We start from the raw sequence: 24,115 nt of genomic DNA, 5'->3' as shown, positions 1-24,115 counted from the left end.
TAAGCGGTCTGTTAAAATTTGTCTATTGTGCTGGGAAAACCGGCTTTTTATTTTTGAGATTAATAAATGTTTACAGCTTCAGAGATTCGTTCAACTTTTTTGAAGTTCATGGAATCTAAAGGCCACACCATTGTTGCTTCAAGCCCAGTGGTTCCTGGCGATGATCCGACATTGCTCTTTACCAATGCCGGCATGAATCAATTCAAGGATGTTTTCTTAGGTTTTGATAAGCGTCCCTATAAACGTGCGACTACTTCTCAGAAGTGTGTGCGTGCCGGCGGCAAGCACAACGACTTGGAGAACGTAGGCTACACAGCCCGTCACCACACATTCTTCGAAATGTTGGGTAACTTCAGCTTCGGCGATTACTTCAAGCGCGACGCCATCAAAAACGCTTGGGAGCTTTTGACCAAGCATTTCATGCTTCCGGAAGAAAAGCTTTGGGTCACGGTATATGCCGAGGATGATGAAGCCTATGACATTTGGAATAAAGAGGTCGGTGTTCCGGCAGAAAGAATCGTAAGAATCGGCGACAACAAAGGCGCAAGATATGCTTCCGACAATTTCTGGATGATGGGCGACACAGGTCCGTGCGGTCCATGCTCTGAAATTTTCTATGACCACGGCGAAGAAGTTGCCGGAGGTCCTCCGGGAAGTCCTGATGAAGACGGCGACAGATACATCGAAATCTGGAACTTGGTTTTCATGCAGTACAACCGTGATGATAAAGGCGAAATGCATCTTCTTCCGAAACCCAGCGTCGATACCGGTATGGGCTTGGAAAGAATTTCCGCCGTTTTGCAGCACGTTCATTCCAACTACGAAATTGATCTGTTCCAGAACTTAATGAAGGCCGTTAAAGAAGCCGTTGAAGCTGCAGGAGCAGAAAACGTTGATCCGAACTCACCTTCTTTGAAAGTTATTGCCGACCACATCCGTGCATGTTCTTTCATTATTGCCGACGGAATTCTTCCGGGCAATGAAGGCCGAAGCTATGTTTTGCGCCGTATTGCCCGCCGCGGTATGCGTCACGGCTTTAAGCTCGGTGCCCGCACCCTTTTCTTCAATACGCTGGTAAAGGCTGTTGCTAAGGAAATGGGACAGCAGTATCCGGAACTGAACAATCCGCGTATTCAAGAAGTTCTCCGTCAGGAAGAGGTTAGATTTTCCCAGACACTTGCCAAAGGTCTTGAAATTCTTAATGAAGCTTTGGCACACGGAGAAAAAGTTCTCGGCGGCGACATTGCATTTAAACTGCATGACACCTACGGTTTCCCGGTTGATTTAACAGCCGACGTCTGCCGTGAAAGAGGCGTTGCAGTTGATATCGAAGGCTTTGAAGCTGCAATGGCCAAACAAAGAGAACTTGCCCGCTCACAAGGCAAGTTTAAGATGGCTCAAGGTCTTGATTACGCCGGTGCTCCGACTAACTTCTTAGGCTACGAAACTTTGACAGCTCACGGCTGCAAGGTTGAGGCTATTTACAAGGACGGTGAAATCGTTGATGAAGCAGAATCCGGCGATGAAGTCGTTGTCGTATTCGACAAGACTCCGTTCTACGCAGAAAGCGGCGGCCAAGTCGGCGATCAAGGCCAGTTCAAGAACAAGACCACAATCCTGAAAGTTGACGATACATTCAAGATTAAGGCAGACGTCTTCGGACATATGTGTTACGTTGCAGAAGGCAGCGTTAAGCTCGGCGATTTGTTTACAGGTACAGTAAACGAAGATATCCGAGCTGCTACCGCAAGAAATCACTCCGTTACTCACTTGATGCATAAAGCACTGAGAGAAGTGCTTGGCTCTCATGTCCAGCAGCGCGGTTCTATGGTCAACGGCGAAAGAACGAGATTTGACTTCGTTCACAACGGTCCGATGACTGAAGAACAGATTTTCCAAGTTGAAGATATCGTCAACAAAGAAATTCTGAGAAACACTCAGACAATGACTCGCGTCATGCCGATCGATGAAGCTAAGAAGACCGAAGCCGTTATGCTCTTCGGTGAAAAATACGGCGAAGTCGTTCGTGTTCTCAACATCGGTTCAAGCTGCGAATTCTGCGGCGGTACTCACGTTCAGAGAACAGGCGATATCGGCATGTTCAAGATCGTCAGCGAGTCCGCTGTGGCTGCAGGTATCCGCAGAATAGAAGCTGTTACCGGCATGAACGCCCTAAGATTTACCCAGACCCAAGAGAAGTCTTTAGAAGAAGTTGCTGCCGAATTTAAGGCTCCGGTCGGAGAGGTTTTAGGCAAAGTTCACGATACCTTGGCTGATGTTAAGGCTCTTGAAAAAGAACTTGCTGCACTCAAGACCAAGCTTGCACAGAGTGCTTCTGCCAACGTCGCTTCCCAGGCCGAAGAGATGAACGGAACCAAGGTCTTGGTGGTTGAAATGAAGGGCGTTGAAACCAAGGCTCTTCGTGATTCCATCGACAAACTCAAAGACACATTGAAGTCCGGCGTTATCGTTCTTCTCAAGTCTGACGAGGGTAAAGCCAGCGTAGCAGTCGGTGTTACTAAAGATCTCGTCGGCAAGATCAAAGCCGGTGAAGTTGTTGCTTTCACTGCTGCAGAACTCGGCGGTAAAGGCGGCGGACGTCCTGACTTTGCTCAAGGCGGCGGAAACGCACCGGAAAGCATGGGCAAAGTAATTGCAGATGTGAAGAAATTCATCTCTGAAAAATTAGCCTAGTCCGCGAGGTCTAGTGCTTAAACAAAAACGCCGCATTCGCGGCGTTTTTGTTTAATAGGTGTGTTGGATTAATCTTCGTATCCGTTAGGATTCATGCTCTGCCAACGCCAAGTGTCGGCACACATTTCTTCAATACCACGCTTGGCTTGCCAGTTTAGGACTGTCTTTGCTTTTGCGGGGTTAGTCCAGTAGGCCGCTTTGTCTCCTGCACGGCGCGGGCAAATTTGGTAAGGAACTTTCTTGCCGCTTGCTTTTTCAAAGGCGCGTACAAGCTCTAAAACGCTCGTAGAGCTGCCGGTTCCGAGGTTAACGGTAAGCAGCTGAGGCTGATGATTAAGTACCTTCAGGGCTTGTAAATGGCCGTCTACGAGGTCCATTACATGGATGTAGTCTCGGCAGCCGGTGCCGTCTGCAGTGGGATAGTCGTTGCCGAACACATTTAAGTGATCGCGTTTGCCGACGGCGACTTGAGAAATAAACGGCATAAGATTGTTTGGAATGCCGTTAGGATCTTCGCCGATGAGTCCGCTTTCATGGGCACCGACCGGATTGAAGTATCTCAGGATGGCAATTGACCAATCGGGTTCTGCTCTGAATGTTTTTCTAAGAACTTCTTCAATCATCCACTTGCTCAGGCCGTAATTGTTGATCGGGGACAGAGGAGTGGATTCATCGAATTCATCATAGCCGGGATCGCCGTAGACGGTGGCCGATGAGGAAAAGATAAATTCCTTGACACCGTGTTTTTTCATAACGCGCAGAAGCACGATAGTGCCTTCGACGTTGTAGGAAAAATAAAGAAGCGGATCGGACTCGGATTCACCGACGGCTTTTTTTCCTGCGAAGTTAATGACGGAGTCGATTTTGTACTCCGTGAAAACTTTGTCTAAGTCGCTCTCAAAGCGGATGTCGCCTTCGATAAGAACAGGTCTCTTACCGGTAATTTTTTCGATGCGATCCAGAACAGTCGGTTTGCTGTTGCTGAAGTTATCAAAAATAATCGGGTTGTAGCCGGCTTCAATCAGGCTGACAACCATGTGGGATCCGATGTATCCCGTTCCTCCGGTTACAAGGATATTTTTAGTCATTCCAAAATCCAAAAAATAAGGCCTTGCAAAGAGCAAGGCCGAAACTGATCTGAATTACTTACTCAACGCGTCAATGATGCGGCGGTTAACTTCTTTCACATCGCCGATACCGTCGACTTTAACGTATTTAGTGTTAGATTGACCTTCAGCAGCGAGCTTCTGATAAAAATCAACCAAAGCTTCCGTCTGGTTGTGATAAACCTGAAGACGCTTCTTAACGGTTTCTTCTTTATCGTCGTCTCTCTGAATCAAATCTTCACCTGTCACATCGTCCTTACCTTCGACTTTAGGAGGATTGAACTTGATGTGGTAGCTTCTGCCGGAAGGAAGATGAACGCGTCTGCCGCTCATTCTTTCCAAAATGGCTTCATCGGGTACAGCGATTTCCAAAACGTAGTCAATTGGAATGCCTGCTTCTTTCAGAGCTTCTGCCTGAGGAATTGTGCGTGGGAAACCGTCGAAGAGGAATCCGTTCTTGCAGTCAGGCTGCTGGAGGCGTTCCTTAACCAGGCCGATGATGATGTCATCGCTTACGAGTTCGCCGGCATCCATAATTTTCTTAGCGGCTAAACCCAAAGGAGTACCTGCTTTGACAGCAGCACGCAGCATATCACCGGTAGAAATTTGAGGAATGTTATAGTGGGCAGTGATGAGAGCTGCTTGAGTGCCTTTGCCTGCACCTGGAGCTCCGAGAAGAATCAAACGCATTTGACAACTCCACTTATTGAAATATAAAAGTTAAATTTTAAAAGAAATTAGGAATCGAAGAAATAATTTAGTGTGAGACATTATTTCTTGCTGAAATAAAGCCGGACTCTTTCTAAATCTTCAAAAGTATCTACTCCCGGAGGAATCTCACGGTTGAAGATTTCTACACCGATTTTGTAACCATGCCAAAGAGCACGTAGTTGTTCCAAACTTTCGAAAGTCTCTAAAGGTGATTTAGAAAGGTGCGGATACTGCTTCAAGAAAGAAGCCCGATAGCTGTAAATTCCGACATGGCGCAGTCCTAAATCTTCCGGAATGGATTCTTTGGATTTGGCAAACAAATCTCGATTCCAAGGGATTGGGGCTCTACTGAAAGTCAGCGCTTCATTTTTCTGGTTGAGCTCAACTTTGACAACATTCGGATTGAAGAATTCTTCTGCATCACGGATTCGAATGGCGGCCGTTCCCATTGCCAAGCCTTCATCCTTTTTTAGAATTTCTGCAACTAAATTAATGATGTCAACCGGAATAAGAGGCTCGTCTCCCTGGACATTGACGATAATTTCGTTTTCATCGAGATTAAGTTTATTGACCACTTCGCTTAATCTATCGGTACCGCAGGCACAGTCTTTTGAGGTCAATTGTGCTTCGATGCCGTGCTCTTCGCACGCCTTTTGGACCGTCAGGTCATCGCAGGCGACAATGACGCGCGAGGCTGCTGACTTCGCAGCCTGTTGAGCTACTCTGACAATCATTGGAATACCGTCGATTAAAGCCAGAGGCTTGTTCGGAAGCCTTGTGCTGGCCAGTCGCGCCGGGATAATAACGGTAAAACTCATTTCAGTTTTTGCTCCAGCTCTTCATCGGAAAGATCTCTTGCTTCATCCGGCACTAAGTCGGGAATTTCATCGATAACTGAGAACGCTTTTTTATCGCGTTTGCAAAACAGTTCTTTCTTTTCTTTATCGTACAAAAGAGGGCCCTTACAGAAAGGACAAACAAGTATTTGTGTTAATTTCGGATCCATTATGCTTTTTTCTCTGGTTTCAAAGAAGAAAGTTTTTCTTCAATGAAATCTATTAAGAACTTATCTAAAACTATTTCTAAAGGCACGACGTAGATTCTAGTGTCTCTTTTAATGTCTTCGTGCTTTCTGCATTTAACCGCGTCTTTCTCTGTAATGAAGATGAGATCAGCGTTGATGTCCTTAAAGGGATTTTTGTCGTAATCGTAATGATCCGGAAGCGGAATGCCTACCACTTCCAAACCGTGAGCTCTGAGCATGGAGAAGAATCTTTTCGGCACGGCGATGCCAGCCACTGCTGCCGCTGAGTATTGCTTCTTTCTTTGGATCTTGCTTAATGTATCCAAAGAAATGACTTCACCGGTTGCGTATTGAATGGCGTTGGTAAATCCGCTGGTTGCCACATATCTCGGAGTTGTGGAAGAAATCACGTCTTCCGTTGCGTTAAGGACCAGAGCATCAACATCATTAAGACGGGAAGGCGGCTCTCTTAGAGGGCCTGAAGGGAGAACCCATCCGTTGCCTAAGCCCCGGGCTCCGATAACTGCAATTTCAAAGTCACGCTGAAGTTCATAATGCTGCAGCCCGTCGTCACTAATAAGAATATCGACCTCAGGATAGGCTTTCAGCAGAGCTTCGGCAGCGGCAACTCTCTTTTTAGAAACAAAAGTCGGAACGTTCGTGGATTTTTTTATAAGAAGAGGTTCGTCTCCGACAATATCCGGATCACTGGTTGTTAAAACTTCTTTAGGGGAATCGGTTTTGCCTTTGTAGCCGCGGGAGATTACACCGGGGTTCCATCCTCTCTCCTGAAGTTCTTTGACTAATGCAATCGTGACCGGTGTTTTTCCTGTACCTCCGACATAAATATTTCCTACCACAACAACCGGAACTCTGATTTTCACAGGAACGGTCTTGTTTTTTCTGTATTTCGCCGCACCCATAAAAACGGCGGAAAACGGTAAAAGGAGCCAGGAAATTAATCCTCGGCGATCCCATTGTTTATGTAGGAAAGATTCAAGTTGAACTTTCATTGAAGTCATTAAGAGTCAAAAAAATTAATTGTAAAAGAGAAAACACTTTATTTTTTTCGTTCAACTTAATTTCCGAATTTTGTGAACAAAAAATGTTTGAGATGACTCAAAAAAACGAAGAGACGTGAAATCAATGAGTAAGAGAAAAATAACCTCCTGCTTCCAACCTTTTCATTGTTAATAACTTTGTGGATAACTTCTGGAAAGTGTGCATAACTATTTTGAATTTAAAAGGATTTTTTAGCTTTTTCACCTTTGTTAATTCAAAAATTATATTTAAATTCAATAAGTTACATAAACTCATCGGCATTCTCAACGGTGGTGAATAAAATTGTGGATAACTTTGTGGATTATGTGGATAAGGGTAAAAAATAACGGCTCAATATGTTCTTTGTTCACGAACAAAAAAATAATTGGCTTAATATTCATGCATCAAGGAGTGAAGATTGAGTGAGATAGTAAATACAGTAAAAGATCCGAGAATTATGACCGTCTCGGAAGCGGTTCAGAAAATTGATTGGACGGTTAAGTCGATGAGGACTCTTCTTGTCGAAGGGGAAATCTCTTCTTTTAATAATAACCGTGCGAGCGGGCATTGGTATTTTGCTATCAAGGATGAAGAGGCAGTTTTAAACTGCATGATGTTCGCCTCTAAAAATTATGCCGTAACTTTTAGTCCGGCTATCGGCGATAAGGTTAAAGTCGGAGGCAATCTGAGCCTCTACGGTAAAACCGGAAAATTGTCTCTGGAAGTGCGCCGAATGGTCAGAAGCGGACAAGGAGAACTCTTTGAAAAATTTCTTGCATTAAAGAAGAAGCTGTCTGACGAGGGACTTTTCCAGCGTGAGCTGAAACGGCCGGTTCCTCTGGCACCGAGAACTGTAGGAGTCGTTACAGGGCTTCAAACCGCAGCTTTAAAAGATGTCCTTACTCGGCTAAAAAGATATTCACCATACGTTGACATCATTGTTTATCCGACCTTTGTACAGGGTGCGGCGGCAGCCGAAGGTATAGTTCGCTCGCTTCGAATTGCATCAGAAAGAAAGGAAGTTGATGTTTTGCTTCTTGTTCGCGGCGGAGGTTCCATAGAAGACTTATGGTGCTTTAACGAAGAGAAGGTCGCCAGAGCCATCCGTCAGTGCAGTATTCCGGTGATCACCGGTATCGGCCATGACAGTGATCAGACCATTGCAGACTTTGCCGCTGATATCTGGGCTCCAAATCCTACGGCGGCCGCTGTGGCTGCGGCAGCCCCAAAAGAAGAGCTTCTTCTGCGTGTGGAGAAACTGTGCCGGACTCTTTACAAAGACATAGAGAACTTTTTGAGCCGTTCTGAAAACCAGACGGCTTATGCCTCCAGACTTTTTGAGTCTCCCGATGTTTTTCTGAACTATTACTCGGATCGTTTTAAAAAAGATCTTCTGGGCTTTAAAGGAAGCGCAAGCAATTTTTTATTTTCTTCACAGACAAATTTGCAGAAAAAGCTTCATAGTATGGGGAGGATTTCTTTTGTGCCGAAAGCCTCTCAATATTCTTCCTGTTTGGTTCGTATCTCTAATTTAGTCAATCAAAGTTTGGCTTCAAGGGAACGTCAGCTGAAAATTGAACTTCCGCCTTTGGATATTCTGTTGGCGGGCTACAAAGACAAACTGGCTTTTTTAGCACAAGGACTCGCAAAGAATTTCCAAGACCATAGAGGGCGTCAAAGTCAAAAACTGTTTTACGAGATTTGCGGTTTTAAAAATAAGGTTCAGTTTCAGGACAGATCCAAAGATCTCCATCATCTATTAGAAAAGATTAAAGTGCAGAGAGAAGGATTCTTTATTCAGCTAAAAACTCCGGCACTTTATCGATTGGAAACTCCGGATGCAAGGATTGCTGAAGGAAAAAAAGAAACCAGACAATATATTTTGACCCTGTTTAAGGGGTTTTTCAGCGAGGTTGTTTTCCAGAGACAAAGGCTTCTCGGCAGTCTGCAGAGTCTGCGCAAACAAAGGCCGGTTTTGAAGAATGATTCGATAAAAATCGCCGCCGAGTCAATGCGCGCTTATGGCCAAATGAAACTGACGGTAAGGCGGAATAGTTTAATTAATCTGGAGACGAAACTTTCAGGACTGGATCCTAACAAAATGCTACAACTCGGATACGCTATTGTTAAGCGTAAAAATGAGGTTGTCAGAAGGGGTGAAGAGCTGCAGGAAGGCCAAGAGATTCAAGTGATTTTCTATGATCGAACCATTAATGCTCGAGTTGAGAGGATCACTAGCAAAAACACTTAAAACTATGCATAATACCGCAAGAAATAATAAACACTAGGAGACCCCAAATGGCATTTACACTTCCTCCTCTTCCTTTTGCGATGAATGCTCTCGAGCCTTACATGAGCGAAAAGACTCTGAGCTATCACTATGGAAAACATCATAAAGGCTACGTTGACACACTCAACACATTGATTGCTGGTACAGACTATGAATCAATGCCTTTAGAGGAGATTATCCGTACTACTCAACAGGGTCCAATTTTCAATAACGCATCTCAAAATTGGAACCACACTTTCTTCTGGAACAGCTTAACTCCTAACGGCGGCGGAGTTCCTACCGGCCGAGTTTTAGCTGCGATCGAGGCTAAGTGGGAAAACTATGATGCATTCAAAGAACAGTTCATTAAGAGTGCTGCCGGCAATTTCGGTTCCGGCTGGACATGGCTGATTCAAACAGAAAACGGTACTTTAGACATTCTTAACACCAGCAATGCAGGCTCCCCGATTTCCTCTCCATCTAAGCCTTTGATGGTTTGCGACGTTTGGGAACATGCTTACTATCTGGACTACTACAATGTCAGAGCCCAGTTCGTTACAACATTCCTCGAACATCTCGTTAACTGGGAATTCGTAGAAAAGAATCTTCAATAATTGAATTGATTGGATGAGAGAAAACCGCAGGCGAGGAGCCTGCGGTTTTATTTAAGGGAGGCGACTTTGTCGCCTTTCTTTATGTTGTTTTTTTCGAACCAGCCTTGATTCATTTCAAGAGCGTATTTCGCTGCTCTTTTGCTGCAGTGAATATTCTCTGTCAGGGGGTGCATTTTTTCGATATTGATTATTGTCCCGTTGCTGTCAATAAAAGCGACCGAGAGCGGAATGTAGGTGTTTTTCATCCACATGCAGACCGGCATGGCATAGTCGAATTTAAAGAGCATTCCATTTTCAGCTGGAAGTTTCTTGCGGTACATCAGGCCGATTTCTCTTTCTTGGTCAGTGTCAGCAATTTCCACTTGAATGATTTTTTGATTGATTTGAATCTCTTTTAGTTCCGCGGCATTAACGGCCATCGGGAGGAGCAGAGCTAAGAGAATGCGGCAGCAGTATTTCATGGAAAAGAAAAACTCGGTCTGAGCCGAGTTTTTATAGCTAAGATTTCGAATTAAACCAGTTTGATGTTGTCAGCTTGTTTGCCTTTTTCACCGACTTTCACATCATAGGTAACTTTCTGACCTTCTTTGAGGGTCTTGAAGCCGTCCATCTTGATTGCAGAGAAATGAGCGAAGAGATCTTCACCGCCGTCATCGGGAGTGATGAATCCGTAGCCTTTTACGTCGTTAAACCATTTTACGGTTCCTGTTGCCATTTTTTATATCTCCAAAAATTTAACGGCGTTGTCTCTGGTGCTCACCCGCCACTGAATGTGTTTTTGACAGTTCGTTAAGCTGGATTTTCACAACCGGTACGACCTTTTGCTGAAACCTGACTACTACTGCGGTACTGCCTTACTGTCTGTGAGAAAAGACTGACAGTAACTAGATTTTTAATGTATACGGGAGAATTGTCAACGAGGACAAAGTATCATTGACAAGATGAGTTGGGACAAGCGCATATCTTTATTACAGAAAAAAATGCTTTGTAACCCTTACTCTGAGGTTATTTAGTCAAAATTGTCTGATAGTTGGGTTCGGACAAGGAAAAAGTATTTTGGCGGTTTGTCCGCATTTAATTGTTGTTATCTAACCACAAAAATTAGTGATATGTCTTGCTCGCAAACTGGATCGTCAACAAGGGTAAAACCGAAGTTTAAGCCTTATAAGAGACCGAATAGATGGAGTGTCATTCTCCATAACGACGATGTAACGACAATGGAGTTTGTTGTAATGCTCCTGAAAGAGGTATTCGGAAAATCAACGGAAGACGCGATGACGATCATGCTGAAAGTGCATGAAGAAGGGCGCGGTGTTGCAGGGATTTACAGCAAGGATTTAGCCGAAACAAAAATGATGAAATCCCGTGAAATGGCAAGAGCTGAAGGCTATCCGCTTAAGATAACCATAGAAGAAAATGAGTAGTTTAAGTAAAGAAGTTCAAAAATTAATGATGATTGTCTTCCTTCGAGGAAGAAGCGATGGAGTTGAGTATCTGACTCTAGAGTATTTGCTATGGGGACTTCTGCAGGGAGGAGAGGTCGAGGAGTTCTTGGAAGAACAAGAAGTTGATACTCACGAACTCGAAAACGAGATTAACCTGGTTATTTCAAAAGAGATAGCTGAGCAAAATAAACTTGCTAAGGATAAGAATCCGGACGTGACCGTCGGGTACTCACGAGTTTTGCAGCGTGCCATTATTCAAGCACAGTCGGAAAACCGAGAAGAAGTCGACAGCTTAGATCTGCTCGATGCTTTGCTGGCGGAAAAGGACTGCGAAGCGGTCTACCTTCTTAATCAGCACGGTATCGATAGAAACGTTCTTGCCGAATACATCGAAACCATCTTGGCCGAGAGTGAAGAATTCGGAGCACAAGAGGCCGAGGAAGATGCGAGAGAAAGTAAAAGACGAAAATCCGCTTTAGACACCTATGCGTTGAACTTAAACAATGAGGTTAAAGAAGGCCGCATTGATCCATTGATCGGCCGAAGCGAAGAAATTGAAAGAGTTATCCAGGTTCTGGCAAGAAGAAGGAAGAATAATCCTATTCTTGTCGGTGAGGCCGGTGTCGGTAAGACTGCAATCGGCGAAGGACTCGCTTACAAGATCGTAAAAGGAGAAGTTCCTAAATTCTTATCAGACTTCGAAGTTTATTCCGTGGATGTCGGCTCAATGCTTGCCGGCGCTCATTATCGCGGCGACTTCGAAGAAAGAATGAAGAACCTTATTAAGGAAGTTGAATCCAAGCCGAAGACCATTCTCTTCATTGATGAAATTCATCAGATTTTAGGGGCCGGTACTACCGAGGGCAGTGCATCAGATGCCGCAACCATGATGAAGCCCCATCTGGCAAAGGGTACTCTGCGAGTCGTCGGGGCTACAACCTACGACGATCTCAGAAAAATTTTCAGCAAAGACTCCGCCCTGATGAGACGTTTCCAGAAGATTGATGTGACTGAACCGACCGTCAAGGAAACAATTGAAATTCTTAAGGGTTTGAGCGGCAAGTTTGAGGAACATCACAGTGTGGTTTACAAAGACTCAGCCATTGTTGCAGCAGTTGAACTTTCCGACCGCTTTATCTCCGATAAAAAACTTCCTGATAAGGCCATCGATGTTATCGATGAAGCCGGTGCAAGAAAAAGATTGCATTCGGACGGCAAGAGCAATATTGTTACCAAGGCGGATATTGAGGAAGTCATTACAAAGATGGCGAGGGTGCCTCCCCAGACCGTTTCTTCGGACGACAAGAATCGATTGAAGACTTTGGCTCAAACATTGAAGAATGTAATTTACGGTCAGGATCCGGCTATTGACGCTATTTCAGACGCGATAAAACTCTCTAGGAGCGGTCTTGGCAAGACAGATAGGCCAATTGGTGCTTTCTTGTTTGCCGGGCCTACAGGCGTCGGTAAAACGGAATTAGCAAAACAGCTAGCCTCAGCCATGGGGGTTAAGCTGATACGTTTTGATATGAGTGAGTACATGGAGAAATTCTCCGTGTCGCGCTTGATTGGTGCGCCTCCGGGATACGTCGGCTTTGATCAAGGCGGATTATTGACTGAAGAAATCGGCAAGCATCCGCATTCCGTTCTGCTGCTAGATGAAATTGAAAAAGCTCATCCGGATATTTACAACATCCTTCTACAGGTGATGGATCACGGCGCATTGACGGACAACAACGGTAAAACAGCAGACTTTAGAAACGTTATTTTGATCTTGACGACTAATGCCGGGGCCAGAGATTTGAGCAAATCCTCCATCGGTTTTCTTAACTCAACGCATTACGGCGATGAGCAGATTGAGATTAATAAGACCTTTACGCCTGAATTTCGCAACCGCTTGGATGCGATTGTTTCCTTTAAAGCACTGGGAACAAACGAAATTAGAAAAGTGGTTGATAAATTCCTCCTGGAAATTGAAACCCAGCTTCACATGAAAAAAGTGGAGGCGACATTTACGGAAGAGCTTAAAGAGTTCTTGGCTAAGAAAGGGTTTGATCCGAAGATGGGAGCTCGTCCGATGTCCCGCTTGATTCAGAATACGGTGAGAAAAGCATTGGCCGATGAACTGCTTTTCGGTCAGCTAAGCCGAGGTGGAAAGGTCAAAATTGGATTGGATGCTCAGGAGAAAGTGATTTTAGATATCGAGCCGGCTCCGATTATTCCAAAAGCTGAAACGGCCGATTCAGCTCAAGAGTTGCCCGCAGAAGTTCCGCACAATAAGTAGTAAGAATAAGCAGAAAGCCGCTGAATGCGGCTTTCTTGCAGAGAAATTAACCAATTCCGGAGGAACCGAAACCTCCTGTTCCTCGTTCGGTTTGTTGGAACTCTTCAACCTCTTCGAATTGAGCGTGAACAACGGGCACAATAATCATTTGTGCAATTCTGTCAAGAGGCTGAACGGTAAAAGCTTCACTCGAACGATTCCAGCAGGAGACTTTCAGTTCGCCTTGGTAATCGGAGTCAATCAAGCCGACTAAATTGCCGAGAACGATTCCGTGCTTATGGCCGAGACCTGAGCGCGGAAGAACAAGCGCAGCATAGTTTGGATCCCGCAGATAGATGCTGATTCCCGTGCCGATGAGATAAGTTTCTCCCGGTTCGACCACAATAGGTTTATCAATCATGGCTCTTAAGTCAACTCCGGCAGATCCGGGTGTTCCGTAGGAGGGTTTGAATTCTTTTGCCCGCGGATCTAAGTATTTAATTTGAACGTTCACAGTTTCTGTCCTTCAAGAGTCTGTTGATTTCTAATACAAGTGTGTCGGCTAATGCTTCTTTGCTTCCGGGCCCGAGTGTTTTTAGGCCGTCCTTTGTAATGAACACGGCGTCATTGGAGTCAGAATTAATCGCATTGGCAGGATTGGCGACAATTAAATCTGCGCCTTTTCTCTGAAGCTTAAGCTGGCCGTTTTCGATGACATCATTGGTTTCGGCCGCAAAGCCGATGCAAAGGGGCTTGTTTTCTAAATGGCCAACTAAGGAAAGGATATCCGGATTCTTTGTCAGTTCCAGAGTGTAGGAATCCGAAGAGTTTTCTTTTTTGATTTTCTTATCAGAAAAGTGAGCCGGGCGATAATCCGCTACGGCGGCAACTGAAATGAAAACGTCCGGTTTTTCCTTATCTAAGAGCTGCATAACGCAATTTTTCATCTCTTCGGCACTCGTGACGTTAAATCGTTCTGCTCCTGCAGGCGTCTGTTGGTGCACCGGTCCTGATACCAGTAAAACATCTGCCCCGTAACGGCTGCAGGCAGATGCAATGCTGTAGCCTTGTTTTCCGCTGGAGGAATTGGTAATTCCTCGGACCGGATCGAGCGCTTCAAAAGTCGGTCCTGCCGTAATCAATACTTTTTTACCCGACAGAAGCTTAGGATAAAAAGCCCGGCTAATGTCCTCAGCGATGTCTGCCGGCTCTTTGAGTCTTCCTTTGCCGTTATCTCCGCAAGCTTGAATGCCGGCTTCAGGACCCGAGAACGAAACATCGGGCCAGCTTTGAAGCTTTTCGACGTTCTCTAGATTTGCCGGGTTGTTCCACATAAAAGCATTCATTGCCGGAGCAATGATTATCGGTGTCTTGCGGGCTGCACATAAAGAACTGAGAAGATCATCGCAAATGCCGTTCCGAAGTTTTGCAATGAAGTTGGCGGTTGCCGGGGCTACTACGATGAGATCAGCCCAATCAACAAGATCGATATGAGCGATTGTGCTGTTGGAAGGGTCCCACATATTTTTGGCAACTTTTCTTCGGGTAAGAGCCTCGAAGGTGGCTTCACCGACGAAATGGGAGGCGGCCTCCGTAAGCACTACCTGAACTTCCGCCTGATTTTTGACAAGCAGACGGATGAGCTCACACGCTTTATAAGCAGCAATGCTTCCGGTAATGCCCAGAAGTATTTTTTTGCCTTTTAGAATGTGCATACGACATCCTTAGAAAGATTACTTGGAACGGAAAAATTCCCAAATAATGACAATGAAAGCGCCGACGCAAATACAAATGTCAGCAACGTTAAATGCGGGCCAATGATAGTTAAATGCATGGAAGTCCAGAAAATCGACGACATAACCTAAATTCATGCGGTCGTAGGCATTTCCAATGGCACCGGCTAAAACGAGAGACAGTCCGAAGCACAAAACGGGTTTCGAACTGTTTTTAGCAATAAGACACAGAATGACGACGGAAATAACAAGGGCTAGCACCAAGAAAATCGGCTGCTGCCATCCGCCGGCATCTGCAAGAAAAGAGAATGCTGCACCGGTGTTGTAAGCAACGACGAGATTGAAGAAGTCAGTGACTCTTTCTGAGTCACCGACAATCATCCGATGCTGAATCCAGTACTTGGTCCATTGATCAAGTCCGATAAGCAGTGCAGCAAAGAGGGACCACAGGAATACCGCGGTCCAGTTCCAATTATTAGTTTTTTTTGAAGCCATCAATTAAGCAAATTTACGTTCTTCAGGAACACCGAACAAATTGCCTACGCAGCGGCAGCACAGTGTCGGATAGTTCTGGTCTTTTCCGACGCTTTCAACGTATTGCCAGCAGCGTTCGCATTTCTTTTCGGTCATCGGCTTAACGATAATTTCGCGTTTGTCAGAGACACCGACAAGTTTTGCGGAACTTGTGATGAAGACGTAGCGAAGTTCGTCGCCTAAAGTCTGGAGGATATCGTATTCGGTTTGCGGTACCTTCAGTTCCACAGCTGCTTGTAATGAGGAACCGACTTTGCCTTCAGCTCTGAGAACTTCAATTTCTTTCTGGACATCAGAGCGGATAGCGCGGATGACAGCCCATTTGTTGAGCAGTTCAACGGATTCGCTGATGACAGGAAGGGCTTCGAATTTTTCCGTGAAGATGGTTCCGGAGCTCTTCGGGTTGAAGAAGGAATATGCCTCTTCAGCAGTGAAGGAAAGAATCGGAGCAATCATCTTCAAGAAGGCATTGGTCAGATACCACAATGCTGTCTGAGCGGAACGACGAGCCTTTGAATCGGCAGCTGTTGTGTACAGACGATCCTTGAGAATATCCAAATAGAAACCGCCCAAATCATCGCTTGCAAAGAGCTGCAGCATGGAGGAAACCATATGGAAATCATAAGCATCGTACTTAGTCAAAACTTCGTCTTGAAGCTGTTGAGTTCTTGCGATAGCCCATCTATCCAGTTCTGCTAACTCTTCAACCGGAACGGCGTCTTTTTCAATATCAAAGTCGTTGGTGTTGGCCAAGAGGAAGCGGATGGTATTTCTGAAGCGACGGTAGGAATCTACGGTACCTTTCAGAATTGTCTGACCGAGAGAAATTTCACCGGTGTAATCGGAGCTGCCGACCCACAAACGGATAATTTCAGCACCGTATTTATCGGCAATTTCGGAAGGCAGAATGACGTTGCCTAAAGATTTGCTCATCTTGCGGCCTTCTTCGTCTACGGTAAAGCCGTGTGTGAGCAAAGCTTTGTACGGAGCTCTCTTATCGATGGCGCAGCCGGTCAGAAGAGAAGAGTGGAACCACCCTCTGTGCTGGTCGCTTCCTTCGAGGTACAAGTCTGCAGGATAGCCGAGCTTGTCAGCGTGAGAGCCTCTCATGACAGTCATATGAGTGGTTCCGGAATCAAACCAAACATCTAACGTATCAGTGGATTTTTCATACAAATCAACATCTTTATCGATGAGGTCGGAGACTTTCAACTGCGTCCAAACTTCGATGCCGCCTTGTTCAACTTTGTCTGCAACGTCTCTCAAGATTTTCAGTGTGTCCGGGTGAAGTTTGCCGGTTTCTTTATTGATCAAGAAGGGCAGAGGAACACCCCAGGTTCTCTGTCTGGAGATACACCAGTCAGGACGGTTGGCGATCATGTTGTGGAGTCTGACTTCGCCCCATTCAGGATAGAAAGTCGTGGCTTCAACAGCTTCTAATGCGACTTTGCGAAGAACAGGTTCTTTTTCAACAGGCTTGCAGACGCCCTCAGAGTCAGCGACCGGTTCATCCATTCTGATAAACCACTGGTTAGTTGCTCTGTAAATCAGCGGTGTCTTATGACGCCAGCAGTGCATATAGCTGTGGCTGATAGTCTCGTGATTGAGGAGGTTGCCCGCAACAGTCAATGCATCCAAAATTTTCGGCTGAGCTTTCCAAATATTTAATCCGGCAAACATCGGAAGCCAAGAGGCATAAACACCGTCTGCCTGAACGGGATTGAGAATCTCGTCGTTGGTTAAGCCGTCCTTCTTACAGGAGACGTAGTCGTCTACACCGTATGCAGGAGCACTGTGAACGATACCGGTACCGGCTGTTGCGTCAACGTAATCGGCGATGATGACAGGAGAAAATCTGTCATAGCCTTTGTCGAGACCGGCAAGAGGATGTTTGAAACGAAGGTGATAAAGATCGGAGCCTTTTGCTTTACCGATAACTTTTCCTTCTAAGCCATAACGTTTGAGAGCATCTTCATACAGGCCTTCAGCAAGGATGAAGTTTCTATGCGGAGTTTCAACAACAACATAGTCCAACTCCGGGCTGAAGTTCAAAGCCTGGTTGGCCGGGATTGTCCAAGGAGTGGTTGTCCAGATTACGGTTGCAGTCGGCTTGGTCAATTTGACATTGAAAAGCTCTTCGGCTCTGGCTTTGTCTTCATCGGCCAAGGGGAAAGCAACGTCAATGGCGGGGCTGCTTCTGTCCGCGTATTCAACTTCAGCTTCAGCTAAAGCACTCTTGCAATCGAAGCACCAGTTAACGGGTTTAAGACCACGGTAGACGTAACCTTTTTCCAAAATAATACCGAGAGCGCGAATTTCTTCTGCTTCAGTTTTCGGGCGCATGGTCAGATATGGATCTGACCAATCGCCGAGAACGCCGAGGCGCTTGAAGCCTGCCATTTGATTCTTAATTTGTTCTTTGGCGTAAGCGCGGCATTTAGCCATGATTTCTTCTTTAGGAAGATTCTTGCCGTAAGTCTTTTCAATTTGAATTTCGATCGGCATGCCATGGCAGTCCCAACCCGGGACGTAAGGAGCATCAAAACCCTGGAGTGTACGGGTTTTGCAGATGATGTCCTTTAGAACTTTATTGACAGCGTGTCCGACGTGAATGTTGCCGTTTGCATAGGGAGGGCCGTCGTGGAGAAGAAATTTAGGCGCACCTTTGCGTGCTGCTCTGATTTTTCCGTAAACATCCTTGGCTTCCCATTCCTTAATGAATTCTGGCTCACGCTTAGGCAAATTGCCTCTCATCGGAAATTCAGTGTCAGGAAGATTTAACGGAAATTTTTTTACTTCGGCCGCATCCGAATTCTGTTTATTTGCTTTTGACATAATTCCTTGGCCCCCTCGGGCTCTTCAAGGTTAATAAAAAAACTAAACGGACAAGCCTAAAATTTGCTTTGCCTTTTTCTGGTCATCTGCAATAGCTGCCCGCAACTCTTCGAGAGAATTGAATTTCTTCTCATCTCGGATCTTCGCAAAGAATTCTACATTGACAATCTTGTCATATAGGTCTTCATGGAAATTAAATAAGTGAGTTTCGAGTAAATACTCACCGTGATCATCGACGGTCGGTCTTTTTCCGATACAAGCAACGCCTTCAATCGGGCGCGGAGCAATGCCGTGAGCTTTTACGGCGTAGACACCGGTGATTGCCGGGCGTGCTTTGGAGTACGGAGGAAGAATTCTTTGATTAATCGTTGGAAAGCCGAGCTTGCGGCCTAACTGTTTTCCGTGAAGAACTTTTCCGGAAAGGCTGTAATGGCGTCCAAGCATATAGTTTGCCGAAGCAATGTCGCCTCTGGCTAAGGCTTGACGAATGCGGGAGCTGGAAATTGCCGCCTCCCCGTGATAAATCATGGGCATAGGATGAACTTCAAAATGAAATTCTTTTCCCAGATCTTCCAGGGTATGGAAATCTCCCGCTCTCTTAGCACCGAAGTGAAAGTTTTCTCCCACGGTGACCCAACGAGCGTGCAGACCTTGTACTAGCAGGTCTTTAACGAAGTCATACGGACTTAAGGAAGCCAGCTTTTCATCGAATTTAAGAATGTAGACCCTTTCGATCCCGCTTCCCTTCAGTGCCTCCACTTTATCGTGAAGGCTTAAGATTCTTGCGGGGGCGGCAGCCGGATTAAAAAATTCCCGAGGATGAGGTTCAAAAGTCAGAATAGCCGGGCATAACAGTCTGGCGTGTGCAGCCTCAACTACTTCCCGAATTAAAGCCTGATGGCCGAGATGTACACCGTCAAAGTTGCCGATGGCCACGGCACAGTCCAATCTATCTTCTGGTTTTGGCAGTCCCCGAAAAACTTTCATTTTCCTCAAATCTCAAAAAATAACTGTAACGATCAATTATGCCAGCATCGATTTGGATTCTCATTTTTGAATGTAAGAAACTTTTCTAACAAGAAGTTTCCTAGGAAATAGGAATGCATCAATTTTGAGCCAGAGTTTCAGAACCTCTTATTGTGTATACTCGATTAGATTACCTTATCAAAGGCCACAGGCCTTTCTAATATCAGTGTTCAATTTTATGAAAAACATCGTCGTTCTCATTTCCGGGCGCGGAAGCAACTTTAAAGCAGTTTATGAAACAAGCGTAAAAGAAAAATGGGCTGAGATTTGGGGTATTCGCATTGTCGGCGTTATCTCCAACCGCCCTGAAGCCGCTGGTTTGGAATTCGCTCAAAGCGTCGGCATTCCGACCGCAGTAGTTGATCATAAGAAGTATGAAGACAGAGAAAGCTTCGAGAGAGATCTGGTCAAGAAAATTGAAGCATTCCACGGAGAGTTGGTTGTTCTTGCCGGATTTATGCGAGTTTTAACACCGTATTTTGTCCGTCAGTATCCGGGAAGAATTCTCAACATTCATCCCGCACTACTGCCGTCTTTCCCCGGTCTGCATACCCATGAAAGAGCGCTGGAAGCGGGCGTCCGCATCCACGGAGTGACGGTACATTTTGTTTCCGATGTGCTGGACGGCGGTGAAATAGTCGGACAGGCTGCCGTTCCTGTTTTAGCAGGAGATACCCCTGACAAACTGGCTGAAAGAGTACTCAAAAAAGAGCACATTCTCTACCCAAGGGCAATCCGCCTGGTAGCCTGTCAAAAAGTACGACTGGAAGAAGGTACAGTTAAGATGGATCTTGAATCCAGTGAGCAATTAGCAATTTTCTAAGTTAAAAATGGCAACAGAAAAACCAAGATCAGCCAGAAAGCCCGGCTATAAGCGTCAGGATGCACCTAAACGCAAATTAACTGACAGACAAAAAGCGGCGAAAGAACGTTGGGCGAAGATGACTCCGGAAGAGCGTCAAACGCATGACAAAACTAAGGCTCCGAATCCGAGAATGCTGAAGCAGCATCCCGGACAAGTCCGCATCACTTCTTTAGTGGTTGATGAACTGGGCAAAGCTTTAAGAACTATTTTGAAGCTTGACGGGCCAGCCGATGTTCTGATGAGCATTTACTTTAAGAATGCACGGCATTTAGGTCCGAGAGAAAGAACGCTTATTGCCGAAGGCATCTATTACACCATGCGTCATCTTTCTATGATCACTTGGAGGATGGACCCGGTAAGACCTGACAAAGCACCGCGTTTGACCGGTTTGGTTGCGTTGGCTCTGCAGCATGGGTTAGATGCCATCCATGATCAGATTTTAGGCAAAGAAAAAGAAACTCTGAAGAACATGCTTGCTCCTAAGAGTTCTGATGCTCCGAAAGAGATTCAAGCTGAAGTGCCGAAATGGCTGTATGACTTGGCGGTGGTACAGTACACCGACCATAAGGCTTTGTTTGAAGCCATGCAGGAAGGCGCTCCTTTGGATTTGCGCGTTAATAGCCTTAAGAGTACGCCGGATGAAGTTATTCTGGAATTGGAAGAGCACGGCGTCAAAGCAGAAAAGGGTATATACAGTCCTGACTGCGTCCGTCTCTTTACTAAGCCTGCTCTGACTCAATGGCCTATTTACAAAGAAGGCAAGGTTGACGTGCAGGATGAAGGCAGTCAACTGATTGCTCGCCTGATGCAGCCTAAACGCGGCGAAATGATTTGCGACTTCTGTGCCGGTGCCGGCGGTAAAACGCTGGCTTTGGGCGCCCTTATGAAGAGTTCGGGCCGAATCTATGCTTTTGATGTTAATGAGAAGCGTCTGAACGGTCTTGCTCCGCGTATGAGAAGAGCCGGATTGAGCAATATTTATCCGGTCGTCATTCGCGATGAACATGACAAGCATATCAAACGTCTTTACGGCAAGATGGATCGCGTTCTTGTCGATGCTCCATGCTCTGGAACCGGAACCTACAGAAGGAATCCTGATCTGAAATGGAGATTTGGCGAAGAAGAACTGAACAGAATTAACGATATTCAAAAGTCGGTCTTGCGCAGTGCAGCAAAAATGCTGAAACCGGGCGGTCGTTTGGTTTATTCCACCTGTTCCATTTTGAAGCGGGAGAATCAGGACGTAATTGAAGAGTTCCTGAAAGAGAATGAAGATTTTGAGCTGCTTGATGCTTTTGATATTCTTCAGAAGCAGGGAGTAGAAATCAATCCTTATCAGAAGGAACGCTTCGGAGAATATTTTGTGATGCTTCCGCACTTGAATAAGACTGATGGTTTCTTCGGTGCGGTACTTCAGAAGAAAAGATCAGAAAAGCCAAGCAAACGTTTGACCCAAAATACTCCGGAAAATGCAGAAGCTGAAAAGCCGGTCGAGGTGAAAGCTGAAGAGGCAACAGAGGCTGCGAGGTAGGACAGGAAGGAAGAGCAGGGGCAGCGATTTTGCCTCTTGTTCTCCGGACAACAAAAAACCGAAGCGGAGGCTTCGGTTTTCTGCTAAGAATCTTAGCTGAATTACTTCAACTTAGTTTCTTTGTAGACCACGTGCTTGCGAGCAACAGGGTCGTATTTGCTCATTTCCATTTTGCCACTTTGATTACGTTTGTTCTTAGTGGTTGTATAGAAGTGGCCGGTTCCAGCGCTGGATACCAATTTGATTTTTTCACGAATACCTTTCGCCATGGTGAACTCCTTAGATTAGATTTCGCCGCGGGCGCGAAGGTCCGCTAAAACAGCATCAATGCCGTTCTTGTCAATTGTACGCAGGGCTGCATTGGTCACGCGCAAACGAACCCAGCGGTTTTCGCTTTCAACCCAAAAACGGCGATATTGCAAATTGGGCATGAAGCGACGCTTTGTTTTGTTGTTTGCGTGCGAAACATTGTTGCCGACCATTGGAGCTTTGCCGGTGACTTGACACACTCGTGCCATCGCTAACTCTCCAGAAATAAAATTGTTTAAAACTTACCCTCAGCAAATTCAGAAAGTGAAAAGGCTAGGGACTAAAACACCAAATTATACGTTGTTTTCTTTCACTTTGCATAACTTCGGGAAAAAATTTCTAAAGTCCGGGAGTCCTCGCTCTGCCAGACTCTGGAAACTTTCGGAAATATCATGTTGCAAATGAAACGGTTGTTTTTAGTAAAAGTCTCTTTTGAATAACTTTTTATATTATTTATATTTTCTAAAACAAAGGGACATCATACGGATGTCCCTAGTGAAAGAAGAAAAACTACTTATTGGTTGATTGGTTTGTTTTTAGCAATTAATTTCCCGATATAACGACCTATTGTTAAAGAAGCTCCAATGCTATTACCGCTTAGATAAGAGTCACCGTGGACACCCCCTAAAGCTTCACCCACTGCGTAAAGATGTTTAATTGGTTTGTCATAGACGTCAACAATTTCTAGGGATTCGCCTGGTTTGAGTCCACCAAGGTTTGCCATTGCAACATACTGAGCTTTGAAGCCGTAGAAGGGGCCTTTTTCGAAACCTCCTTTTAGTGCTTTTCTGTCAAACTCTAAATCTTTGCCTGTTTTGACGTAACCATTGTAGTCAGAGATAGTCTTTAGCAAGTTTGCTTTGTTAATGCCTAATTTATCAGCCAATTCCGCAATGGTGTCTGCCTTTTTCGCAAAGATTTTATTTTCTTCAAGTTCTTTATTGAACCGTTCCTGGCTCCACCCAATAACTTGAGTCTTGTCTTTGTCCATGAAGCTCTTTAGTTGGGCCTCAGTTGCTATAACAAATGTTTTGTCGTAGCCTTTGCGTGAGGCTGCAATTCCTGCTGTAGTAGCACCTAGTTCGTCCCGTACAAAACGCTTTCCATCGGGTCCGACAGAAATAGAGCCGTATATATTCATAATGTGGCCACGGAAAATTAATCCACGGCGTTTTTCTTTGTCGACTGGCACCCCATAGCAGTATACCGCTCCATTACCCATGAACTGTGTTTGAGCACCGATCTTCTGAGCCATTCTCAGGCCGTCTCCCTGCGCAGATGGACCGGCACAACTCAAGGCACCTTTAAAGTCCGGCAGATAGTTATCAACTAGTTTTCCATTACTCATAAAACCACCAGTGGCAATGATCACTCCTTTGGTAGTCTTAATGAAAAACGGTTTCTTATCTTTGATACATTCAGCTCCTAGGACTTCGCTTCTATCTTCATTAGTAATGAGCTCTTTGGCGGGGCAAGAGGTAACGATTTGAATTCCTAAAGCATCCGCACGTTTTTTCAGAGCTTCAATGTGACGAGCTCCCGTCTGGGGGACTCCTAGGTCGTGAGTTCTTAAAACACCATAGGCAGGGTTGGGCATAAGGCGGAATGGTAAACCCATTCCACTTAACCAATCGATGGTTTCACCAGAGTGTTCCGCATAAATTTTGACCAGAAGTGGATCATTCTTTTGATGTCCTCCTTTCATGATCTCCTCTGCAAAGACTTTTGCTCCAGGATCTTTAACTCCATTGTCCTTCATAACTCGGGATCCAGATGCGCTGAATTGTCCCATAGAATAAGTTGTTGAGTTTAAGAATAAAGTGGGATTCTTTTCTACAACTATGACTTTGCCTGCTCCGGCTTCTTTTGCTGAAACTGCAGCGGCCATTCCTGCTGCGCCCCCTCCAAGTACAAGCACATCACAAGTATCACTCCATTTTGTGGGTGCTGTGGCAGCTAAGGTTTTTTTTGTTGTTAAAGCAGTGCCAATAAAAACTGCAGATGTTGAAATAAAGCTACGCCTTGAAAGTTGAGACATTTTTTTCTCCTTGGTTAAGTCATTTAACTCAAGAAGTATTCTGAACTTTCCTGTTTTTTTTACCTCACCTCAGCGGG

The 24,115-nt window shown here is 45.3% G+C and carries 22 protein-coding genes; 7 read left to right on the top strand and 15 right to left on the bottom strand.

What is annotated here, in order from left to right; genetic code table 11:
• The first annotated feature begins 66 nt into the window (after positions 1-66).
• On the top strand, positions 67-2,694 hold the full coding sequence (gene alaS / locus ACYQ4O_RS01785; protein WP_460174547.1) for an alanine--tRNA ligase: 2,628 nt from the start codon (positions 67-69) through the stop codon (positions 2,692-2,694).
• Between the two features lie 68 nt (positions 2,695-2,762).
• Here alaS and galE read toward each other — a convergent pair whose 3' ends face one another.
• The 5 genes from galE to lpxK all read right to left on the bottom strand — a co-directional run bounded on the left by galE (position 2,763) and on the right by lpxK (position 6,557).
• Complete coding sequence (galE, locus tag ACYQ4O_RS01780; RefSeq protein WP_308512756.1) at positions 2,763-3,782, bottom strand: UDP-glucose 4-epimerase GalE; 1,020 nt, start codon at positions 3,780-3,782, stop codon at positions 2,763-2,765.
• 54 nt (positions 3,783-3,836) lie between these two features.
• Complete coding sequence (gene adk, locus ACYQ4O_RS01775; RefSeq protein WP_277036426.1) at positions 3,837-4,490, bottom strand: adenylate kinase; 654 nt, start codon at positions 4,488-4,490, stop codon at positions 3,837-3,839.
• An 80-nt stretch (positions 4,491-4,570) separates the two neighbouring features.
• On the bottom strand, positions 4,571-5,329 hold the full coding sequence (gene kdsB / locus ACYQ4O_RS01770) for a 3-deoxy-manno-octulosonate cytidylyltransferase (protein WP_460174546.1): 759 nt from the start codon (positions 5,327-5,329) through the stop codon (positions 4,571-4,573).
• Entirely contained in the window at positions 5,326-5,517 is a 192-nt protein-coding gene (locus ACYQ4O_RS01765) for a Trm112 family protein (RefSeq protein ID WP_066590826.1), read from the bottom strand. The genes kdsB and ACYQ4O_RS01765 overlap by 4 nt, the downstream gene beginning before the upstream one ends.
• Positions 5,517-6,557 carry a tetraacyldisaccharide 4'-kinase gene (gene lpxK, locus ACYQ4O_RS01760; RefSeq protein ID WP_460174545.1) on the bottom strand — a complete coding sequence of 347 codons (1,041 nt, stop codon included), beginning with the start codon at positions 6,555-6,557 and terminating at the stop codon, positions 5,517-5,519. The genes ACYQ4O_RS01765 and lpxK overlap by 1 nt, the downstream gene beginning before the upstream one ends.
• Before the next feature lie 437 nt (positions 6,558-6,994).
• Here lpxK and xseA point away from each other — a divergent pair, with 437 nt between their 5' ends.
• Positions 6,995-8,827 carry an exodeoxyribonuclease VII large subunit gene (gene xseA / locus ACYQ4O_RS01755; protein WP_460174544.1) on the top strand — a complete coding sequence of 611 codons (1,833 nt, stop codon included), beginning with the start codon at positions 6,995-6,997 and terminating at the stop codon, positions 8,825-8,827.
• Between the two features lie 47 nt (positions 8,828-8,874).
• Positions 8,875-9,459 (top strand): superoxide dismutase, encoded by a 585-nt coding sequence (locus ACYQ4O_RS01750; RefSeq protein ID WP_308512760.1) that lies wholly within the window; start codon positions 8,875-8,877, stop codon positions 9,457-9,459.
• Between the two features lie 47 nt (positions 9,460-9,506).
• Here ACYQ4O_RS01750 and ACYQ4O_RS01745 read toward each other — a convergent pair whose 3' ends face one another.
• Together ACYQ4O_RS01745 and ACYQ4O_RS01740 are read right to left on the bottom strand one after the other, a co-directional pair.
• Positions 9,507-9,920 (bottom strand): DUF192 domain-containing protein, encoded by a 414-nt coding sequence (locus ACYQ4O_RS01745; protein ID WP_308512761.1) that lies wholly within the window; start codon positions 9,918-9,920, stop codon positions 9,507-9,509.
• Between the two features lie 50 nt (positions 9,921-9,970).
• On the bottom strand, positions 9,971-10,174 hold the full coding sequence (locus tag ACYQ4O_RS01740) for a cold-shock protein (RefSeq protein ID WP_308512762.1): 204 nt from the start codon (positions 10,172-10,174) through the stop codon (positions 9,971-9,973).
• Between the two features lie 394 nt (positions 10,175-10,568).
• Here ACYQ4O_RS01740 and ACYQ4O_RS01735 point away from each other — a divergent pair, with 394 nt between their 5' ends.
• Entirely contained in the window at positions 10,569-10,883 is a 315-nt protein-coding gene (locus tag ACYQ4O_RS01735) for an ATP-dependent Clp protease adaptor ClpS (RefSeq protein ID WP_460174543.1), read from the top strand.
• Positions 10,876-13,188: an AAA family ATPase gene (locus tag ACYQ4O_RS01730; protein WP_460174542.1), complete on the top strand. Its 2,313-nt coding sequence runs from the start codon at positions 10,876-10,878 to the stop codon at positions 13,186-13,188. The genes ACYQ4O_RS01735 and ACYQ4O_RS01730 overlap by 8 nt, the downstream gene beginning before the upstream one ends.
• 46 nt (positions 13,189-13,234) lie before the next feature.
• On the opposite strand, the gene dut is transcribed toward ACYQ4O_RS01730, so the two are convergent.
• From dut to ACYQ4O_RS01705, 5 genes are read right to left on the bottom strand one after another with little or no spacing between them, the layout of a single operon-like run.
• Positions 13,235-13,681 carry a dUTP diphosphatase gene (gene dut, locus ACYQ4O_RS01725; protein ID WP_460174541.1) on the bottom strand — a complete coding sequence of 149 codons (447 nt, stop codon included), beginning with the start codon at positions 13,679-13,681 and terminating at the stop codon, positions 13,235-13,237.
• Positions 13,665-14,882: a bifunctional phosphopantothenoylcysteine decarboxylase/phosphopantothenate--cysteine ligase CoaBC gene (gene coaBC / locus ACYQ4O_RS01720; RefSeq protein WP_308512765.1), complete on the bottom strand. Its 1,218-nt coding sequence runs from the start codon at positions 14,880-14,882 to the stop codon at positions 13,665-13,667. The genes dut and coaBC overlap by 17 nt, the downstream gene beginning before the upstream one ends.
• 18 nt (positions 14,883-14,900) lie before the next feature.
• Positions 14,901-15,395: a signal peptidase II gene (lspA, locus tag ACYQ4O_RS01715; protein WP_308512766.1), complete on the bottom strand. Its 495-nt coding sequence runs from the start codon at positions 15,393-15,395 to the stop codon at positions 14,901-14,903.
• Positions 15,396-15,398: 3 nt separating this feature from the next.
• Positions 15,399-18,269: an isoleucine--tRNA ligase gene (gene ileS / locus ACYQ4O_RS01710; RefSeq protein WP_460174540.1), complete on the bottom strand. Its 2,871-nt coding sequence runs from the start codon at positions 18,267-18,269 to the stop codon at positions 15,399-15,401.
• A 42-nt stretch (positions 18,270-18,311) separates the two neighbouring features.
• Positions 18,312-19,256: a bifunctional riboflavin kinase/FAD synthetase gene (locus tag ACYQ4O_RS01705; RefSeq protein ID WP_460174539.1), complete on the bottom strand. Its 945-nt coding sequence runs from the start codon at positions 19,254-19,256 to the stop codon at positions 18,312-18,314.
• A gap of 217 nt (positions 19,257-19,473) precedes the next feature.
• Between ACYQ4O_RS01705 and purN the strand changes: the two genes are divergently transcribed.
• Together purN and ACYQ4O_RS01695 are read left to right on the top strand one after the other, a co-directional pair.
• A complete protein-coding gene (purN, locus tag ACYQ4O_RS01700) occupies positions 19,474-20,118 on the top strand; it encodes a phosphoribosylglycinamide formyltransferase (protein ID WP_460174538.1) in 645 nt (214 codons plus the stop codon).
• Positions 20,119-20,125: 7 nt separating this feature from the next.
• Positions 20,126-21,691 (top strand): RsmB/NOP family class I SAM-dependent RNA methyltransferase, encoded by a 1,566-nt coding sequence (locus tag ACYQ4O_RS01695; RefSeq protein ID WP_460174537.1) that lies wholly within the window; start codon positions 20,126-20,128, stop codon positions 21,689-21,691.
• Between the two features lie 101 nt (positions 21,692-21,792).
• Here the strand turns inward: ACYQ4O_RS01695 and rpmG are convergent, their stop codons facing one another.
• From rpmG to ACYQ4O_RS01680, 3 genes are all read right to left on the bottom strand, one after another.
• Complete coding sequence (gene rpmG, locus ACYQ4O_RS01690; protein ID WP_066590853.1) at positions 21,793-21,960, bottom strand: 50S ribosomal protein L33; 168 nt, start codon at positions 21,958-21,960, stop codon at positions 21,793-21,795.
• 15 nt (positions 21,961-21,975) lie between these two features.
• Positions 21,976-22,209 carry a 50S ribosomal protein L28 gene (gene rpmB, locus ACYQ4O_RS01685; protein ID WP_066590859.1) on the bottom strand — a complete coding sequence of 78 codons (234 nt, stop codon included), beginning with the start codon at positions 22,207-22,209 and terminating at the stop codon, positions 21,976-21,978.
• Between the two features lie 305 nt (positions 22,210-22,514).
• Positions 22,515-24,038, bottom strand: coding sequence for an FAD-dependent oxidoreductase (locus tag ACYQ4O_RS01680; protein ID WP_460174536.1), 1,524 nt, complete (start codon positions 24,036-24,038; stop codon positions 22,515-22,517).
• Positions 24,039-24,115: the final 77 nt, after the last annotated feature.

This window comes from Turicimonas sp. TL08, from assembly GCF_054660695.1.
Note: the sequence above shows the minus strand (reverse complement) of the source record. Positions and strands in the feature narration are given on the sequence as shown.

Excerpts from the sequence above, each read along its gene's own strand:
- alaS (WP_460174547.1), top strand. The coding sequence starts at position 67 with ATGTTTACAGCTTCAGAGATTCGTTCAACTTTTTTGAAGTTCATGGAA.
- galE (WP_308512756.1), bottom strand. The coding sequence starts at position 3,782 with ATGACTAAAAATATCCTTGTAACCGGAGGAACGGGATACATCGGATCC.
- adk (WP_277036426.1), bottom strand. The coding sequence starts at position 4,490 with ATGCGTTTGATTCTTCTCGGAGCTCCAGGTGCAGGCAAAGGCACTCAA.
- kdsB (WP_460174546.1), bottom strand. The coding sequence starts at position 5,329 with ATGAGTTTTACCGTTATTATCCCGGCGCGACTGGCCAGCACAAGGCTT.
- ACYQ4O_RS01765 (WP_066590826.1), bottom strand. The coding sequence starts at position 5,517 with ATGGATCCGAAATTAACACAAATACTTGTTTGTCCTTTCTGTAAGGGC.
- lpxK (WP_460174545.1), bottom strand. The coding sequence starts at position 6,557 with ATGACTTCAATGAAAGTTCAACTTGAATCTTTCCTACATAAACAATGG.
- ACYQ4O_RS01750 (WP_308512760.1), top strand. The coding sequence starts at position 8,875 with ATGGCATTTACACTTCCTCCTCTTCCTTTTGCGATGAATGCTCTCGAG.
- ACYQ4O_RS01745 (WP_308512761.1), bottom strand. The coding sequence starts at position 9,920 with ATGAAATACTGCTGCCGCATTCTCTTAGCTCTGCTCCTCCCGATGGCC.
- ACYQ4O_RS01740 (WP_308512762.1), bottom strand. The coding sequence starts at position 10,174 with ATGGCAACAGGAACCGTAAAATGGTTTAACGACGTAAAAGGCTACGGA.
- ACYQ4O_RS01735 (WP_460174543.1), top strand. The coding sequence starts at position 10,569 with ATGTCTTGCTCGCAAACTGGATCGTCAACAAGGGTAAAACCGAAGTTT.
- ACYQ4O_RS01730 (WP_460174542.1), top strand. The coding sequence starts at position 10,876 with ATGAGTAGTTTAAGTAAAGAAGTTCAAAAATTAATGATGATTGTCTTC.
- coaBC (WP_308512765.1), bottom strand. The coding sequence starts at position 14,882 with ATGCACATTCTAAAAGGCAAAAAAATACTTCTGGGCATTACCGGAAGC.
- lspA (WP_308512766.1), bottom strand. The coding sequence starts at position 15,395 with ATGGCTTCAAAAAAAACTAATAATTGGAACTGGACCGCGGTATTCCTG.
- ileS (WP_460174540.1), bottom strand. The coding sequence starts at position 18,269 with ATGTCAAAAGCAAATAAACAGAATTCGGATGCGGCCGAAGTAAAAAAA.
- ACYQ4O_RS01705 (WP_460174539.1), bottom strand. The coding sequence starts at position 19,256 with ATGAAAGTTTTTCGGGGACTGCCAAAACCAGAAGATAGATTGGACTGT.
- purN (WP_460174538.1), top strand. The coding sequence starts at position 19,474 with ATGAAAAACATCGTCGTTCTCATTTCCGGGCGCGGAAGCAACTTTAAA.
- ACYQ4O_RS01695 (WP_460174537.1), top strand. The coding sequence starts at position 20,126 with ATGGCAACAGAAAAACCAAGATCAGCCAGAAAGCCCGGCTATAAGCGT.
- rpmG (WP_066590853.1), bottom strand. The coding sequence starts at position 21,960 with ATGGCGAAAGGTATTCGTGAAAAAATCAAATTGGTATCCAGCGCTGGA.
- rpmB (WP_066590859.1), bottom strand. The coding sequence starts at position 22,209 with ATGGCACGAGTGTGTCAAGTCACCGGCAAAGCTCCAATGGTCGGCAAC.
- ACYQ4O_RS01680 (WP_460174536.1), bottom strand. The coding sequence starts at position 24,038 with ATGTCTCAACTTTCAAGGCGTAGCTTTATTTCAACATCTGCAGTTTTT.